The following is a 15762-nucleotide window of genomic DNA, read 5'->3' on the forward strand; positions in this document are numbered from 1 at the left end:
CTTGGGATGGCTAAATTTATTCAAGCGAGAAGTTCCGGAACCAAGTTTTGAGTTTGATGAGCTGGAGCGGATCTTTGGAAATCTGCAACTAAAGAGCTTGTCGATTGATAAGGCTGCTGAATTTGTAGCCCGCATCTTTGCAAGGTCTGAGTTCAAGTTCATCGAGAACGGAAAGAAGAAGGCTACTGATTGGGATTATCTGCTAAATGTTAGGCCCAACAAGAATGAATCAGCTTCTGAATTTTGGCAAAAAGCTATCTATCGCTTATTGACCAAGAATGAAGTGCTAATCTTTCTGTCGAATGATGATCAGTTATTGATTGCAGACTCGTACATTCGTCAAAAGTATGCTGTGTATGATGATACATTCACTGCTGTGACTTGTCAGGGTTATACTTTCAAAAAATCATTCAAGATGAATGAAGTTATTTTCTTGCAATACAACAACAATCGGCTACAAGAGTATTTTACTCAGTTGTTTAACGACTACGAGAAACTACATACCCGTCTAGTAGAAGCACTAGCTCGTAATAATCAAATCCGTGGAGTCCTTAGCACAAGGACAAATGCAAGCTTCGACGACAAAAAGCGTGAGAAGATGCAGAGATATGCCGATGGTCTTTTTAAGTCGTTTACAACAAAAACGGTTGCGATAGTTCCAGCTCAAGAAGGAATGGAATATTCTGAGTTAACAAACACTACAGGTACATCAAATATTTCTGTAGACGAGTTGAAGAAACTTCGTCGGCAATTTGATGATGAAGTGGCCGATATCTTAGGAATTCCTACTGCGCTGATGCATGGAGATATGGCAAATTTAGAGAATAGCCAGAAGATGTTTAATAGCTATTGCTATCAATCACTTGTTAAGAAGATGAGCGATGGCCTGAACTTCGCTTTGCTAAGCAAAAGCGAGCACAGGGGGAACAAGCGTCTTGTCATTGTCGGAGAAGGTCAGAGGGACAAATTCTCGCTTGCTCAAAGTATTGACAAGCTGATTTCTTCTGGGTCTATGCTCATTAATGAGGTTCGCGAGGAACTTGGTCTTGAAGCTGTACCGTGGGGCGACAAGCCTCTGATCACCAAAAACTATCAACTTGGTGAGGATGTAGAGAAGGGAGGTGAGAAAGAAGATGAAAGTGATTCCGATTAAGGGAACCATTGTATCAAACAATGACAGTTGGATTTATGATTGGTTCGGCTGGGACTACACAGCTCCTAAAAACGTAGCACTTCCTGAAACTGGTGAGGACATAGAAGTTCACATTAATTCAGGAGGAGGAGATGTATATGCAGGTAGCGAAATTTACACCGCCTTGCGGTCCTACTCGGGGAAAGTAGTTGTTAAGATCGTGGGCATTGCTGCAAGTGCGGCAAGCGTTATCGCGATGGCTGGTGATGAGGTGGAGATTAGCCCTACTGCCCAAATCATGATTCACAACGTATCATCAAACGTTAGTGGAGATCATAATGCTCTACTGCATGAAGCTGAAGTACTTGAAGGATTTAACAAATCAATCGCAAATGCTTATATCTATAAAACAGGAAAAGCATTAGATGATTTATTAAGTCTGATGGATAAGACAACCTGGTTCGATGCTGAATCAGCAGTGAATCAAGGATTTGCTGACAAGATCATGTTTGCTGAAGAAATCGCTCCTACGTTTGCTGCAAGCGAAACTCCAATGATTCCACATGATTTTATTGAAAAAATGAAGTCAGCAATGACTCCTGATGTTGATAAAATCGCTGAGCTGGTAGCTAATAAGCTAGAAGCTCGACAAATCGCAAAAGAGACTTTTGAAAATAGCGAATTTGTACAGAAAAAATTCAATTTTCCAGAAAGTAGCGAAAATAACACAAACAAGGCTGTACCGAAAGGGTTCGGTCTTTTTGCATTTTAGAAAGGAAAAATACTAATGACAATGCAATTATCAAACAAATTCAATGAAATTCGCCAGAACTTTTTGAATGCTGTAACAAATGGTGCACCTCAAGAAGAACAAGCGAAGCTCTATAATGAAATGATCGAGTCGATGACCAATGAGATGATGAAACAAGCTCGCAACGCCGCTCATGAGGAAGTTTCGCAAATGAATCCTTATGATGCAAAAATGTCAGCAGAATCTCGTGAATTCTTCAACGACATCGACAAAACTGCCCCTGTTGGAGTAGAAAAACTCTTCCCGCAAGAAACTATCGACCGTATCTTTGATGATATGGTAAAATCTCGCCCACTCTTGCAACACATCGGATTGCGAAATGCTGGCATCCGCCTTAAATTCCTTAAATCAACCCAAACTGGTACAGCTCTTTGGGGCAAGATCAATGGGGAAATTCAAGGTCAATTGAAACAAGCCTTCAACGAAGAAGAAGCGATTCAAAACAAATTAACAGCATTTGTAGTCATCCCTAAAGATTCTGAAAAATTCGGACCTGCCTTGTTGCAATCATTCGTATCTGCTCAAATCACAGAAGCGTTCGCTGCTGCTTTGGAAGCTGCCTTTTTGAACGGTGACGGAGATGGCAAACCTATCGGTCTTTCTCGTACCCTCACTGGAACTGCGGCTGGCAATAAAACAACTTTCGCAGAAAAAGAGGCCCAAACTGCGAACCTTACATTTGCTGACTCTGCAACAGTTGTCAAAGAACTGACTGCGGTGTACAAACATCACTCTGTTAAGTCTGATGGCAATCCAGTGGCAGTTGAAGGTAATGTTGTGATGGTAGTCAACCCAGCGGATGCATGGGATGTCAAGAAACAATACACATCATTAAACGCTCAAGGAACATATGTGACTGCAATGCCATACAACTTGATCTTGGTTGAATCAGTTGCTCAAACTGCTGGTAAAGTGACTACATTTGTCAAAGGGCGCTACGATGCCTTCGTAGGTGGTGGAATCGAGTTTGGTCGCTTCACCGAGACTTATGCTCTCGAAGATTTGAACCTCTACACTGCTAAGCAATTTGCTTACGGTAAGGCTCACGATGAAAAGACTGCTGCTGTCTGGGTATTGAAAATTAAATAATAGGTGGTGACACCGAATGGAAGAAACAAAACAACTTCATCCGCTTCTAGGGACATTCAAGGAGCGGATGAAAATCTTTCATGATGCAGAAGACGAGAATCTTTCAAGGATGTTGACTTCATCCGAAAAAGCAATTCTCGACTTAACAGGAGCTTTTGATTTGTCAGATTCTCGCACTGAAGAGCTTGTCTTGGAACGTGCAAGATATCTGTACAACGATCAGGTCGAGTTTTTCTTTGCAAATTTTCAAGGAGAACTCCTTGAATTATCACTTCAAAACCACCCAATAGGAGGAAAAGAGTGCTAGAAACAATCCAAGATTTCTTCGACTTGAAAGAAAATGTCGTTCGACACGTTGGAGACATTTTTGAAGTTGATGAAGATCGAAAAAATGAATTGATGAAGAAATTACCTGATTTTGTTAAAGAATACGATTTAGTAGCTTCGGAAAATCTAAACGAAGATGTAGTTGTGGAAGATGAATAAGCCTGAGTTTAAATACAAGAAACCAGAAACCAATACAAGTGAATTAAGGACTCCAGTAGAATTTTATAACTCAAAAGTACTTGAAGGATTAGATGGCAGGGATGTGAGCTTTGAGAAAGTATTTTATACATTCGCAAAAATCTACTCACCTAGTTTAAAGGATATCGAAATTTCAACGGGGAAATCAATGACTGCAAAGATGACCTTAAAAATTAGAGACCCTTTAACAAGCTATCAACCTGATAATAAGCATTTTGTACAAGTGAATGATCACCGATTAGAAAATAAAAAATGGCAGATCATTGACGTTCGTCCCGATTATGACAACCGTGATTATTTAATTGTTGTTATTGGTGGATCAAATGACTAGTGGCGCTACATTAAGAGGCTTCGATGAAGTCATCCGGAATTTAGAAGCAAAGCTTGGCGATGCGAAAGTGAGAAGGTCTGCGAATAGAGCTTTGAAAGGCGCAGCAACTGAAACACTCGAAGATTTTCAAGTGGCTCTAGAAGTTTTTAGAAAGACCGGAGAAACAATCGAAAGCGCAACAGTCGGAAATGTAACGGGTGCTTTTGAAGGAGTGCCAATGGTTAAACTTGGTTTTGGTGCTGGCTCACGTTGGCGGTTGGAGCATTTGAATGAATTTGGATATGCCAAAAAGGCCCATCCAAGGGGATTTGGTGTTATCCGAAGATTTTCGGAAGCCAACAAAGAAAAATTTAAATATAGGTTAGCAACTAAATTGAAAGGAGAAGGGCTTGGATGATTAAAGACAAGATATCAGAAATATATGATGCTCTGATGAGCGATGAGGAACTTTCTAAGATCACTATCAAATCATTTGAGCGTCCTGAAACCTTACCAACAGATCAGACGAGTATTGTTATTATCCCACTAGGGCCACCTATCCAAAGTGACCAGGGAAGCAATACAAGCTTTTCAAAAACATTTCTTTATCAAATCAATGTCGAATCGACCAACCGAATTGAATGCAAAAAATTGCAAGGGTTAGTTGAAAAGGTGATGGAGTCACAAGGATTCTATCAAATTGCTGGGGGTCTCGATGAATGGATCCCTGAAATCAAACGCTATGCAGATGCTAGGACCTACAAAGGGAAGAGCAAACTGTATGACGATTATTAGAAAGGAAATTTAAAATGACACAACAAAAACAAGGTACAGCGACAGTCGGTTTTAAAAGTTTGACAGTTCGCATTTTGGATGGGAATCAAACCCCAACAGAAGGAGAAAACCTCTTCATTATCCAGGGTAAAAAAGGAGAAGGTGCGACTCAAACAGCTAAGATCTCCGGTCTTGCCGTTGACCCTACAAAAACATTTGGAAGCAACATCGCTTACCATGTAAACAACCGTGGGGTTGGAGATGTCAAGGTAGATCTTGGTCTCTTGGACATTCCAGTAGCGCTTTACGTTAAAGCTCTAGGCTACGAAAACGATGATGACATCCTTGACTTTGGAGCTGACACAGTTTCAAAAGATGTCGCTATCTTGCTCGAATCAAACACTGCAGATGGTGGTGGAGCTTACTACGGATTCTACAAAGGAAATCTGTCAATGGATGCAATCGATCTTAACACGATCAAAGATAAAGCTGATGAGCTTGCTACTACAGATGTATCATTCGCCGCAGGCGCAAGCACTGATGAGCAAACTAAGAATAAGTACGGTACAATGTACTTCGGTAGCGATGAAGCAAAAATCAAGAAATTAAAAGCCAAACTTGGTATGGCACCAGCAGGATAATAATTGGGGCATTTAGCCCCTTTATTTATCTTTATATCATTGTAAACCTTTACAATTATTGATATAATAAGTTGTGGAGGTTTTGTTATGAAAAATAAGAAAAATACAGTTTTGTTGACGTCAACAATTATGATTACTCTAGTTTCCATTGTACTTGCCATTATGCTCGTAAATTCCAACAATCAACTTTCTAAGACACACAAGGAATTGGAGAGCGTAAAGGAAGAAAAAGATAGAGCTGTGATGGTAAAAGATAAGCTCTCTACATACGTATCAAACGTAGATCACGATTTATTTCTGGAAGCAAATGATTTCGTTCTTGGGATGAATTCATTGAGTAGCTACAAATTTGGGGACGGAGTTCTATTTGACAAAACTCAAATCACAGTCAATGAACCCAAAAAACAAACCTCTGGAATGCTGGCAATGGAGCATGACTCTAATAGTTTTATACCAGTTACAGTAACTTTGGTTATTACCAATAATGATTCTTCAAACATTGAAATCAATCCAGGGAAAATGCTTGTAAGTGATGATAAAGGAAATTATCTCGCATACGACTCAGTTATCACTAATGACGACACTGTCGCAGTCCAATCTAAAAAAAGTGTTGTGATTAGAGCTGGAGGAAAGGCAACTATCGCAATAGTCTATGCGATGAACAAAGATAATTCTAATAATGATGTTAATAAAATTGAATTTTTAAATAAAATTTGGACAAAATGAAATAAGCACCATTCGGTGCTTTTTTAATTATAGAAAGGCAAACAATGTCAAAAATTACATTTACCATGAAGAACGAAGCTGGAGAAGATGTACTTTACTCTAGTAAAGAAATTACTACTCGTGATTATCGTGATTACCTTGTATTGAACGACTCACTCACATCAGACAAGACAGAAGTCGAAAAATTGGATCAACAATTAGGATTCATCGCCTCACTATTTGAAAATGTGACAGTAGAGCAATTGCTAGAACATACTGATTTTGCAAAAATCATTGAAGTGTTCACAGAAATTTATGCTCATCTTGTGGGTGATGTGGACCCAAAGGGGAAAAAATAGATCCTAAAAATGCATTAAAACGTTTCTACAAATTCGTTAAGGAAGTTGCTGATGGACCATATAACATGAATGTCCATGATGTGATGGAATTAAGCTGGGAAGATCTGATCGGAATTATTGATCTTGATAAAGATCAAACCGAAAATGCGTCTTTAGATCTGGCTGACATTTTTGGAGAAATGGAAGCATAAAGCCTCTTTGGGCTTTTTTGTTTGTAAAAGGAGGAAAAATGGCAGGTGGAACGCCACTAGGACAAATGTATATAGAACTAGGGCTGGACGTGTCAAAGTTCAATCCTAGCTTAACAAGTGCAAAGAACGCTGTGAAGTATTTCCAAAATAATGTCAAAGCGCTCGATAGCACATTGAAAAACAATGGTAAGAGTACAGAACTCCTAAAAGCAAAATATAAGTCTTTAGGACAGGCCATTGAAGCGCAAAAAAAAGTACTCGATCAGATGAAGCAGAACTTCGATAAACTTGATCCTGGATCTGCTAAATTTGACAAAGCCGCTGCTGATATTGAGCGAGAAAATGCAAAATTATCAGCAATGGAAGGACAACTCTACAAAGTAGAGCAAGCCTTGAAAGCTGTTGGACGTGAAAATAGCTTTTCAGGTAAAATGGAAGCCCTTGGGAAGAATTTGGTTAAAAGTGGAGACAATATCCAAAAATTTGGAAAAAATGTCTCTGACTTTGGAGGGACACTAACCAAAGGAGTAACAGCTCCATTGATTGCAAGTGCTGGATTTGCCTTAAAAGCTGCAATCGACTATGAAACTGCATTTGCAGGAGTCAAAAAGACTGTAGATGGAACACCGCAACAGTTCGATAAACTATCTGCTAGTATTCGTGAGATGGCAAAAGAAATGCCATCAAGTGCAGTTGAAATTGCAAACGTTGCGGAAGCAGCTGGACAATTAGGGGTACCAATTGGAGCAATCAAGGACTTTTCTAAGACCATGATCAATCTTGGTGTCTCTACAAACTTAAGTTCTGAAGAAGCAGCATCATCAATTGCTAAAATCGGGAATATCATGCAAGTTTCTGGGAAAGATCTGGGTACCTGGTCTGCGCATTTTGGATCAGCAGTAGTAGATCTTGGCAACCATTTTGCCACAACAGAGCGTGATATTGTCGAAATGACCAACCGTTTGGCAGCAGGCGGTAAGCTAGCTGGTTTGACTACACCAGAAATTCTTGGTCTTGCGACTGCGATGAGTAGTGTAGGTATCGAAGCAGAAGCAGGGGGAACTGCGATGAACCAGACCCTTACTGGTATCGGTAAGGCAGTAGCTGGTGTTGGTGAAGGTGCGAAAGAGAAATTAGAAGTGATCGCACAAACTGCAGGAATGACGGCAGAGCAATTCTCTACAGCTTGGAAACAAAAACCAGCAGATGCATTGCAAGCCTTTATTAAAGGTCTACAACGTGCACACGATGAAGGCAAGAATATGGACGGTATTCTTGATGAACTTGGAATGACAGGTATTCGTCAAGGTAATATGCTGAAATCTCTTGCATCTGCATCGGATAAGATGGGAGACGCTGTCCGTAGGTCAAATAGTGCGTGGAAAGAAAATACAGCTCTCACAAACGAAGCTAAGAAACGTTACGAGACAACAGAATCCCAGTTGAAGATCTTTAAGAACCAGGTGACTGATCTGGCAATTGAATTTGGTGGTCCATTGTTAAAAGCTATGAATTCAGGTTTGCAGGCTGTGAAACCATGGATTTCAAAACTGGCTGACATGGCCAAGGCTTTTAGTGAAATGAGCGAGTCTCAACAGCAAAATATCATTAAATGGGGATTGCTTGCAGCAGGCGCAGGTCCAGCCTTATCAATCCTTGGCAAAGGTATCGGAGTTATCGGAGGAATCACTAAAGGTATCGGCTTCCTCACTCAAGGTATTGGTAAAGTCGGTGATGGGCTTTCTGTATTAGGCAAGACATTCCAACTATTTAAACAAGGTAGCAGTCTTTCTTCTGCATTTAAAACTGCAACAACCGGAATCACTGCAACTAGCACTGCTGCAGAAAGTGCAGTAGCTTCTACTGGTCTATTAGCAAAAGGGATCGCACTGCTTGGGAACCCTGTCACCTGGGGAGTCCTAATAGGCGGTGTTGCTGTTGGTGTGATTGCTACAGTAGCAAAAGAAATGGCAGACGCAAACGAACGCACTCAAACGTGGGGTACAAGCGTAAGCAAACTACAGGACCAAGAATTATCACGGTTAAAATCCAAAGTCGATGAAGTCCATCAGGCTACCGTTGGATTTGGTCAAGGTGGCGCACAAGCGGTTGAAAATGTACGTAAGAGTGTGCAAGGTCTTGCTGATGATATCCAAAAAGCGATCGACAAAGATCTTGAGAAGACTCTCAAAGGTCTTGAAAAAGTTGGTGCGAGTGAAACAATCCAAAAACGTGCTGTAGCGCAAGCAGAACAGCAAAAGAAAAACATCCAGTCGATGACAGATGAGATTGTGCAGATTTATCAAAACGCATCTGACCAACACAGAAAGATCACTCGCGAAGAACAAGCGATTATCTACGACTACGAAAACCAATTTATTGACAAGCAATTATCATTGCAGAAATATTCTGCCGATGAACGTACTGCAATTATGAAAGCCATGAATGGCCAGATTAGTGATCTAAATGAAACTCAACTACGCAAAGGTACAGGAGTCGTAGCTAAATGGCTCAAAGAGGAACAGAAGCTCTATGATGAGCAAGTGACTGCATTGAAAGATGCTCACGAAAAGAGGATTTATAGCCAGTCCGAATACAACAAGGAAATGGAAAAACTAAATGCCCAACACAAGTCCAAGATGGAAGCATTTGGCCGTGAGTATGCTGCTCTTCAAAAGGAATGGAGTAAGAAAGTACCTCTTAATTTCGGTAACGACGAACAACGTAAGATGTATTTTGATCAGATGCGCAAGGATTGGGCAGAACTTGGACTTGACTATGATAAGATGATGGCCAAGGCAGACCAATTCGCCGACATCGTGGGTCGTTCGTCTGGTATGGTTGCTAAGAGCGTGCAAAATATGTCGCAGGAGACCAAAGATGCCAACAACATCTGGAATGGATTAGTATTTGATCCTAAGACTGGACAAGTCAAGACCAATGCGCAAGAGGAAGTAACTAAAGCGCTCCAAGCTGAAAATGGCTGGGAGAATATGCAGTTTATCCTCAAGCACGCAAACCTTGAGACTAACGCTAAGATGACGATCGGACAAGCACTGGTTGAGGTTGGCAAGTGGGATAGCTTAACCCCACAAGAGAAAGAGTTAGTAGTCGGTAACAACCAAGGTATGAAAGCCGTCCTTGACAGTAAAACATTGCTGGAACAGTACAACGCAATGCCAGCGGCAGTCAAGGAACTCTTGATGAAGAACACTGACTTTCTCTCATCTGGTGAACGTGCTACAGCAATCATCGAACGCTGGAACACACTCACACCAGAGCAGAAAGAACTCATCTTAAAGGATGCTGCGAGCGACAAGGCTGAACGTGTACGACTAGCAGTCGACTCACTAACTGGTATGGCCCACGTAGTTAATTTAGATGCAGAAGATAAGACCAAGAGCGCTATCGCTAGTGCGATGTCTAGCATCTTAACGTTACCAACTGACCACAAGACGGATTTGATTGCAACTCCAGACGGTGTTACCCTTGGAACTAACCAAGCTATGGGCGCTTTGGGATTGTATAACGGATTCGCAGTACCTACAAAACAATTTACTGCCGATGCAAGTAACGCAACTAACGCTGCTAACCAAGCAATTGCTAAACAGCAAGAGTGGAATAGTACACCTAGTCCAGTTAAACCGCAGTTGGGTGATCCAACTGGTGCGATAACTGCTGCACGGCAAGCTATTGAAAATCAAAACGCTTGGAATAGCACTCCAAGTCCTTTCAAGGGCATCAATGCACAAGATAATACTGCAGGCCCTGTTTGGAGCGCTCAATCAAATATCAATAGCGTTCAAGGTAAGACAGTATACATTGATGTCGTAAGGCGGATGATTGGTGGAGCAGCAGCCGCGATTGGTTTTAAAGATGGTACAGACTACCACGAAGGTGGACTTGCAATGGTCAATGACCAACGGAATGCGGTCTATAAAGAAATGGTAACTTTACCAGATGGAAGCTCGTTTATACCAGATGGACGGGATGTTGTCCTCAACCTGCCTCGTGGATCAAAAGTATTGCGAGCTGATAGAACTAAGCGACTGATGAAAAATCTTGGCTTCCCAAGATATGCAACAGGGGTCGGAATTCCGGAAGATGCCAAATTCTTGCGAGAAATGAAAAATGCAAGCCAGCAATTTTTATTTAAAGAAACATCCACAGGAAACAGCTACACTGGTGAAAATATCGTTGCTGAGATCGCAATTCTGAGAGCAAGTTTAGAAAAGATCCTTACTGCTATCCTTGAAAAACCGTCAGAAACCTATCTGGACGGTGATGTTTTAGCACAAAACAGCTATCAAAGATATTCTAAAATCATGGCTAGGGAGGGAATCTAATGTTTAACATGATTATAAATGGATTTGACACTGGATCAATCCCAAACTGCTATGTGACGGATTTCGGAGAAGACCAGACGGCCACACCAAGGGTCGAATCAAATACGATTTATGGAGCCAATGGAGATTATAATCTCTACGATGGAGCTTATGATGGGTACGATAAGACAGTAAGCTTATACGTTGTCAAAACAAGCGAAATCGAAATGATTGTAAATCAATTCAAGCCGGAAGAAAATAAAATAGAGTTTAGTCATCGGCCAGGCTCTATTTTTTATGCTGATTTCCAGAGCGCATCATTTAAACAAAACGGCTTGCATGCTTGGACTTTAGAAATCAAGTTAAAGATGCATCCATTCCGTTACTTAAATAATGATGCTGCAGTCATTTTAGCAGGTAACGGCACAGTAAACAATCCAGGAACGGTATATTCTGAACCTGTCATTACAATCGAGGGCAATGGTGATGTCTCTCTAACCATTGGGAAGCAAACCATGCAACTCACGATTGATACAAAGGCAACAATTGACTGTCGTCACAAAAAACAAAATGTTTACGACAAAAATGGAAATCTGAAAAATACATTGAGAAAACGAGGCGGTTTCTTCGAAATTGCTCCAGGTATGTCTGGGATTGCAGTTTCAGGAACGGTTTCAAAAATCACAATCAAAGGGAACTGGAGGTATAAAGTATGATCTATCTGCAAGAGGGTAATTTCCCTCTTAACGAAGCTTTTAGCTCTGAAATCGTCCAGGAAGCTAACAGCACCTATCAGCTTACCTTTAAATTTCCCACATCAGACCCCAAATGGGCATTGTTAATTCCGGAAACAGAATTAGTTGCTGATGACTTGCACGGAGAACAGTACTTTACTATCTTTGAAGTCGAAAAGCAACACGGATATGTCACAGTATACGCCAATCAAGTAGCTACATTGTTAAATGGTTATTCTATCAACAAGATCAATGTCGATCGTGTTAATGGAGCAACCGTAATGAATGCGCTTGTTGCCGGATTTAAACGAGAAACACCATTCACATTTTTTTCCGATGTGATGTCAAAACACACCCTCAATCTTAAAGATATCTCAGCGATGGAAGCCTTGGCCAAAGACAAGCACTCTATCGTTGGGCAGTGGGGTGGAGACCTTGTCCGGGATAAGTACAGTGTCCGATTGCTAGAAAATGGTGGAATCGAAAACGAATCATTGTTTGCCTACAAGAAAAACATGAAGTCGTTTCAAGAATCGAAATCCACTAAAGAGTTGAGAACACGGATCCATTTTAAAAAGGTTATCGAAGCCCACGAGGAAGGAAAGAAAGATCAGATCCTAACTGTGACCATCGATAGCCCACTGATCAATAAATACAAACATATCTATGAAGCAGATATGGAAGTACAAGATCAGGATGTAGTGGATCAAAAAACACTTGAGGAATACGGAAAGCGCTATTTCCGTGAAACTCTGTGCGACATGATCGAAGAAAGCCTTGAGATTGATGTTGTAGGTCAGGCAGATCAACCAGTACACATGTTTGACATTGTGAGCCTCTTCCATGAGGACTATGATGTAGACTTGCGTAAAAAGATCACGAAATACAAGTTTAATCCAATGAGCATCAAACTTGTCAGCATCGGTTTCGGTGAAGTTGCCAGAACTTTAGCAGACTCTATTTCGGGAATGGTCAACGATTCCGTTGATAAGAAAATGAAGTCTTATGATGCTGAATACGAAGCGAAAGTGCAGAAGCTTGTAGATAATGCTAATGCTGAGTATGACAAGCAAGCAAAAGAGCTGGAACATAAAATCACAGATGGGATCGAACAAGCCAAAGCGCAAGCTGAAGTAGTCAAGCAAGAAATTTCAGCACAAGTCACTCAGAAGATCGCAGCAGCAAACCAAGCAAACAAGAATGAAATTGTAGAAGAGTTTAAAGCTCAGTACAATGGCATCGAAGTTAAGATGCAAGGTTTGAAAACTACTACTGATCAATTAAAGACTAGCGATGCTGATATCCAGAAGTTGATCAATGATTTCAAGGCTCAAACGCAAAGCCAATTTGTTGGGATCCAAGGCGCACAATCACGCTTTGAGCAGACCACAGAAAAAGCCATCTCTGACCTGACCAATGTCACAAATGGCAAGGCAGATCGCTCTTATGTTGAGCAGACAGTGGCAGGAGTCAAAGAAGAGTTCACAACTCTAAAAGTTGGTTCAAGGAACTACGCTGAAGACTATGATTTCACTCGTGGTCTGTGGTTTTTTGCTCATGGAGATTCAAGTGATTCAACTGGTACAGCAGAAAATGGAGTCTATACTATTTCAGGTAGTACAAACACTTGGAAGCAAGCACAGTTATTCTCTAGCACTGCACCAAGCTGGGCAACATCAAAAACAACTGCTCTAGACTATCTAGAAAAAGGCGAGCCTTACACACTTTCTTTTTATGCTAAAAGAAACAGTGGATCAGGTACAGTTTGGGCTTCTTTGCGTGAGAACCATAAATCTGGAGACAATCCAGAAAGAATCTATGCTCAATTTCAATTGACTGATGAATGGAAAATGTTCAAAGTTTCTGTTCCAGCTTTAGAAAAAAGCGATGAGTTTGATTTTTGGCGCATCATTATCGGATATAGTGAAGCAGGTTCGATTTCGTTTAAAAAGGTAGAGCTAACACAAAGCACTACCAGAACAGACGCAGGACCTGCTCCAGAAGATCAGGAAGCCATTATCACAAATGCTTCAGCATCTTTTGAACGTACAGCACAAGGTCTCAAAACTCAAATAACAGCACTTGAACAATACACAGGAGAAAGTGGAATCCTTGAAACAAGGTTGAAGCGATACACAGAAGAGCAGACAAGCAACACCCTGAAGACTATTCGTGAGAATCTATCTGAGAATTATATTTCCAAGAATAAGTACACAGAAGACTCTGAGGGAATCACAAGAAGAATTGAAGCTCTAGGAAGTCAGATTGACCAAGAAAACCTTGTGAAATTAGCTGATAGCTTAACTGAATATACAGCGCCCAACAATGGGTCAACCAGAATTGCATCAGTAGAGAACGGGACTTTCAAAATGAAAGTGTCTGGATCTCCTGCAAATTCCTATACATGGGCAGGCCCCACATTCCCATTGTATATCAACAAAATGACTCAAGGGGAATACTACTCATTAGGTTTTGAATATCAAGTGAGAAGTGATGTTGAATGTGATAAAGGCATAGCAGTGACGCTTAAACGACATTCAAACAATAAGCAAGTATTCGGGAAGAGTTTTGCAGACAAAACAACTTCAAAAGATACATGGTTGAAAGCTGAGTTCACATTCCTGGCAACTGATTTTGAATTTGACTCATCCGGAAGTTTCCCTCTATACTTCTACGCAGTCAACAATGCACACTTTTGGATTCGTAAGCCAATTTTAGTCAAAGGGCCTAAAGTTCCAGCATACAAACCAAACAGCTTGGATACAATCAACTCACGAATTGAGAGCAAACTTGCTGAATACAAGCAGACTGTTGATGGTCAATTCTCAACATTCTCAACTGAGTTTGGGAATAATCTGAGATATGCCACAGAAGGGTTAAACAATAAACTTGCAACCCAGGAACAGGCACTTACTAACAAGATTGAAGAGCAAGCACACTCAACAGATGTCAAACTGGCAACTCAAGCAGATGAGACAAACAAGAAATTATCTAGTCAAAATTCTGTCCTCAATGACAAGTTAGATGATTTCAAGGACAGCATCAACGGGCGCTTTGCGAATTATCAGCAAACAGTTGATGGGCAAGTGGCAACGATCATCAGCCAATTTGATGGAGTTTTGAAAAAAACAGACATCAACATCACAGATGGTCAGATCTCATTTGGCACAGGCAAGAGCATCAATGGAAGGACCATCAGCTCCTTGCTGGTACAAGAACCGGAAGCAATTGCTTTGATCGCTCAATTGATCAAGGTAAAAGGTGACATGGTAGTTGATGGATCCATTTTAGGCCGTCATATTGCAAGCGAAAGCGTGGAAACCGGCCATATGAAAGCCGGTTCAGTCACCACACCGATTTTAGCTTCGAACTCAGTAACAGCTGATAAAATGCTAGTAGATTCTGCCATGATTAACAAGCTGGTATCTAATCAAGCGTTTATCAGAGAATTAATGGCCCAAAAAGCCTTTATCACTCAACTTGCTTCGATTGACATTTCTGCAGAGCGTATTAAAGGCGGAAGACTCGAATCAAATACTGGATCTCTGGTATTTGATTTAGATAACAGTGCGATGAATATGTTGACTGACACAGCAGTTATCAGACGTGTTTTCAACAACTTTCCTACTCAGTTTATTAGATATGGAACGCATATCGAAAACGGGAACAGATTTTCAAAAACCATCATCGGGTCAAACCGTGATGGTACGGAAAATAGTGGGAACAGGACATTTAGTGGTATTGAAATCTACAACAGCACGAATGAAAATGTTGAAGATTATACTAAGTTTTATGCAGATAAATTGTATTTACAACACAGTGAATACAAGCAAGGTTGGATCATTCAAAATGCTGGTAAACCTAGAATTGCACCGCTAAATGGTACAACATATTCCGAAATGATTGCATCTGATTTTAGAATGATCTACACAGCAGATGGTAATCACAGAAGTGTTGGAACTTATTTATGGGATCTGCTCACATGTTTTGGTATCCTGCAAAAATATGGCTGGGATCTTAAAAACAGTGCTGCTCAAAGACACATCGGTGGTGTTCTTTCGAAATATAACTACAGATAGGAGCTGTAATGAACGAAAATAACTATGTAGCAATCATCACAGAACTGGCAAATCAATCAATGAGGCCGAATTTAAGGTTCGACTCAC

General features: G+C 40.7%; 15 protein-coding genes. All 15 read left to right on the forward strand.

The features are described 5' to 3' along the window. Position 1: 1 nt before the first annotated feature. The 15 genes from HMPREF2893_RS01435 (at position 2) to HMPREF2893_RS01500 (ending at position 15675) form a co-directional block, all read left to right on the forward strand. The gene (locus HMPREF2893_RS01435; RefSeq protein ID WP_070673875.1) at positions 2-1153 is read left to right on the forward strand and encodes a phage portal protein; all 1152 of its coding nucleotides are present in this window, start codon (positions 2-4) and stop codon (positions 1151-1153) included. Beyond that, positions 1134-1904 carry a head maturation protease, ClpP-related gene (locus tag HMPREF2893_RS01440; protein ID WP_070673876.1) on the forward strand — a complete coding sequence of 257 codons (771 nt, stop codon included), beginning with the start codon at positions 1134-1136 and terminating at the stop codon, positions 1902-1904. The genes HMPREF2893_RS01435 and HMPREF2893_RS01440 overlap by 20 nt, the downstream gene beginning before the upstream one ends. A gap of 15 nt (positions 1905-1919) precedes the next feature. Then, positions 1920-3032 carry a phage major capsid protein gene (locus HMPREF2893_RS01445; RefSeq protein ID WP_070673877.1) on the forward strand — a complete coding sequence of 371 codons (1113 nt, stop codon included), beginning with the start codon at positions 1920-1922 and terminating at the stop codon, positions 3030-3032. A gap of 16 nt (positions 3033-3048) precedes the next feature. Next, complete coding sequence (locus HMPREF2893_RS01450) at positions 3049-3339, forward strand: head-tail connector protein (RefSeq protein ID WP_070673878.1); 291 nt, start codon at positions 3049-3051, stop codon at positions 3337-3339. Beyond that, a complete protein-coding gene (locus HMPREF2893_RS01455; protein ID WP_070673879.1) occupies positions 3333-3518 on the forward strand; it encodes a hypothetical protein in 186 nt (61 codons plus the stop codon). The genes HMPREF2893_RS01450 and HMPREF2893_RS01455 overlap by 7 nt, the downstream gene beginning before the upstream one ends. Continuing rightward, a complete protein-coding gene (locus HMPREF2893_RS01460) occupies positions 3511-3888 on the forward strand; it encodes a hypothetical protein (protein ID WP_049472237.1) in 378 nt (125 codons plus the stop codon). The genes HMPREF2893_RS01455 and HMPREF2893_RS01460 overlap by 8 nt, the downstream gene beginning before the upstream one ends. Then, positions 3881-4285, forward strand: coding sequence for a hypothetical protein (locus HMPREF2893_RS01465; RefSeq protein ID WP_049488161.1), 405 nt, complete (start codon positions 3881-3883; stop codon positions 4283-4285). Before HMPREF2893_RS01460 ends, HMPREF2893_RS01465 begins: the two co-directional genes overlap by 8 nt. After that, complete coding sequence (locus HMPREF2893_RS01470) at positions 4282-4662, forward strand: hypothetical protein (protein WP_031575424.1); 381 nt, start codon at positions 4282-4284, stop codon at positions 4660-4662. The genes HMPREF2893_RS01465 and HMPREF2893_RS01470 overlap by 4 nt, the downstream gene beginning before the upstream one ends. 14 nt (positions 4663-4676) lie before the next feature. Then, positions 4677-5282 (forward strand): major tail protein, encoded by a 606-nt coding sequence (locus HMPREF2893_RS01475; RefSeq protein WP_049506706.1) that lies wholly within the window; start codon positions 4677-4679, stop codon positions 5280-5282. 87 nt (positions 5283-5369) lie between these two features. Continuing rightward, complete coding sequence (locus tag HMPREF2893_RS01480; RefSeq protein WP_070673880.1) at positions 5370-6008, forward strand: DUF4352 domain-containing protein; 639 nt, start codon at positions 5370-5372, stop codon at positions 6006-6008. A gap of 44 nt (positions 6009-6052) precedes the next feature. After that, entirely contained in the window at positions 6053-6346 is a 294-nt protein-coding gene (gpG, locus tag HMPREF2893_RS01485) for a phage tail assembly chaperone G (RefSeq protein ID WP_009732631.1), read from the forward strand. Between the two features lie 65 nt (positions 6347-6411). After that, the gene (locus tag HMPREF2893_RS11145; RefSeq protein WP_009732632.1) at positions 6412-6537 is read left to right on the forward strand and encodes a hypothetical protein; all 126 of its coding nucleotides are present in this window, start codon (positions 6412-6414) and stop codon (positions 6535-6537) included. Between the two features lie 38 nt (positions 6538-6575). After that, on the forward strand, positions 6576-10883 hold the full coding sequence (locus HMPREF2893_RS01490) for a phage tail tape measure protein (protein ID WP_070673881.1): 4308 nt from the start codon (positions 6576-6578) through the stop codon (positions 10881-10883). Beyond that, positions 10883-11578 carry a phage tail family protein gene (locus HMPREF2893_RS01495; protein WP_070673882.1) on the forward strand — a complete coding sequence of 232 codons (696 nt, stop codon included), beginning with the start codon at positions 10883-10885 and terminating at the stop codon, positions 11576-11578. Before HMPREF2893_RS01490 ends, HMPREF2893_RS01495 begins: the two co-directional genes overlap by 1 nt. Continuing rightward, entirely contained in the window at positions 11575-15675 is a 4101-nt protein-coding gene (locus HMPREF2893_RS01500; protein ID WP_070673883.1) for a phage tail spike protein, read from the forward strand. The genes HMPREF2893_RS01495 and HMPREF2893_RS01500 overlap by 4 nt, the downstream gene beginning before the upstream one ends. Positions 15676-15762 lie beyond the last annotated feature (87 nt).

The sequence above is a fragment of the Streptococcus sp. HMSC072C09 genome (genome assembly GCF_001813105.1).
In the GTDB taxonomy this organism is placed as follows: Bacteria; Bacillota; Bacilli; order Lactobacillales; family Streptococcaceae; genus Streptococcus.

Excerpts from the sequence above, each read along its gene's own strand:
- HMPREF2893_RS01445 (WP_070673877.1), top strand. The coding sequence starts at position 1,920 with ATGACAATGCAATTATCAAACAAATTCAATGAAATTCGCCAGAACTTT.
- HMPREF2893_RS01465 (WP_049488161.1), top strand. The coding sequence starts at position 3,881 with ATGACTAGTGGCGCTACATTAAGAGGCTTCGATGAAGTCATCCGGAAT.
- HMPREF2893_RS01490 (WP_070673881.1), top strand. The coding sequence starts at position 6,576 with ATGGCAGGTGGAACGCCACTAGGACAAATGTATATAGAACTAGGGCTG.
- HMPREF2893_RS01475 (WP_049506706.1), top strand. The coding sequence starts at position 4,677 with ATGACACAACAAAAACAAGGTACAGCGACAGTCGGTTTTAAAAGTTTG.
- HMPREF2893_RS01440 (WP_070673876.1), top strand. The coding sequence starts at position 1,134 with ATGAAAGTGATTCCGATTAAGGGAACCATTGTATCAAACAATGACAGT.
- HMPREF2893_RS01470 (WP_031575424.1), top strand. The coding sequence starts at position 4,282 with ATGATTAAAGACAAGATATCAGAAATATATGATGCTCTGATGAGCGAT.
- HMPREF2893_RS11145 (WP_009732632.1), top strand. The coding sequence starts at position 6,412 with ATGAATGTCCATGATGTGATGGAATTAAGCTGGGAAGATCTGATCGGA.
- HMPREF2893_RS01495 (WP_070673882.1), top strand. The coding sequence starts at position 10,883 with ATGTTTAACATGATTATAAATGGATTTGACACTGGATCAATCCCAAAC.
- gpG (WP_009732631.1), top strand. The coding sequence starts at position 6,053 with ATGTCAAAAATTACATTTACCATGAAGAACGAAGCTGGAGAAGATGTA.
- HMPREF2893_RS01450 (WP_070673878.1), top strand. The coding sequence starts at position 3,049 with ATGGAAGAAACAAAACAACTTCATCCGCTTCTAGGGACATTCAAGGAG.
- HMPREF2893_RS01460 (WP_049472237.1), top strand. The coding sequence starts at position 3,511 with ATGAATAAGCCTGAGTTTAAATACAAGAAACCAGAAACCAATACAAGT.
- HMPREF2893_RS01480 (WP_070673880.1), top strand. The coding sequence starts at position 5,370 with ATGAAAAATAAGAAAAATACAGTTTTGTTGACGTCAACAATTATGATT.
- HMPREF2893_RS01500 (WP_070673883.1), top strand. The coding sequence starts at position 11,575 with ATGATCTATCTGCAAGAGGGTAATTTCCCTCTTAACGAAGCTTTTAGC.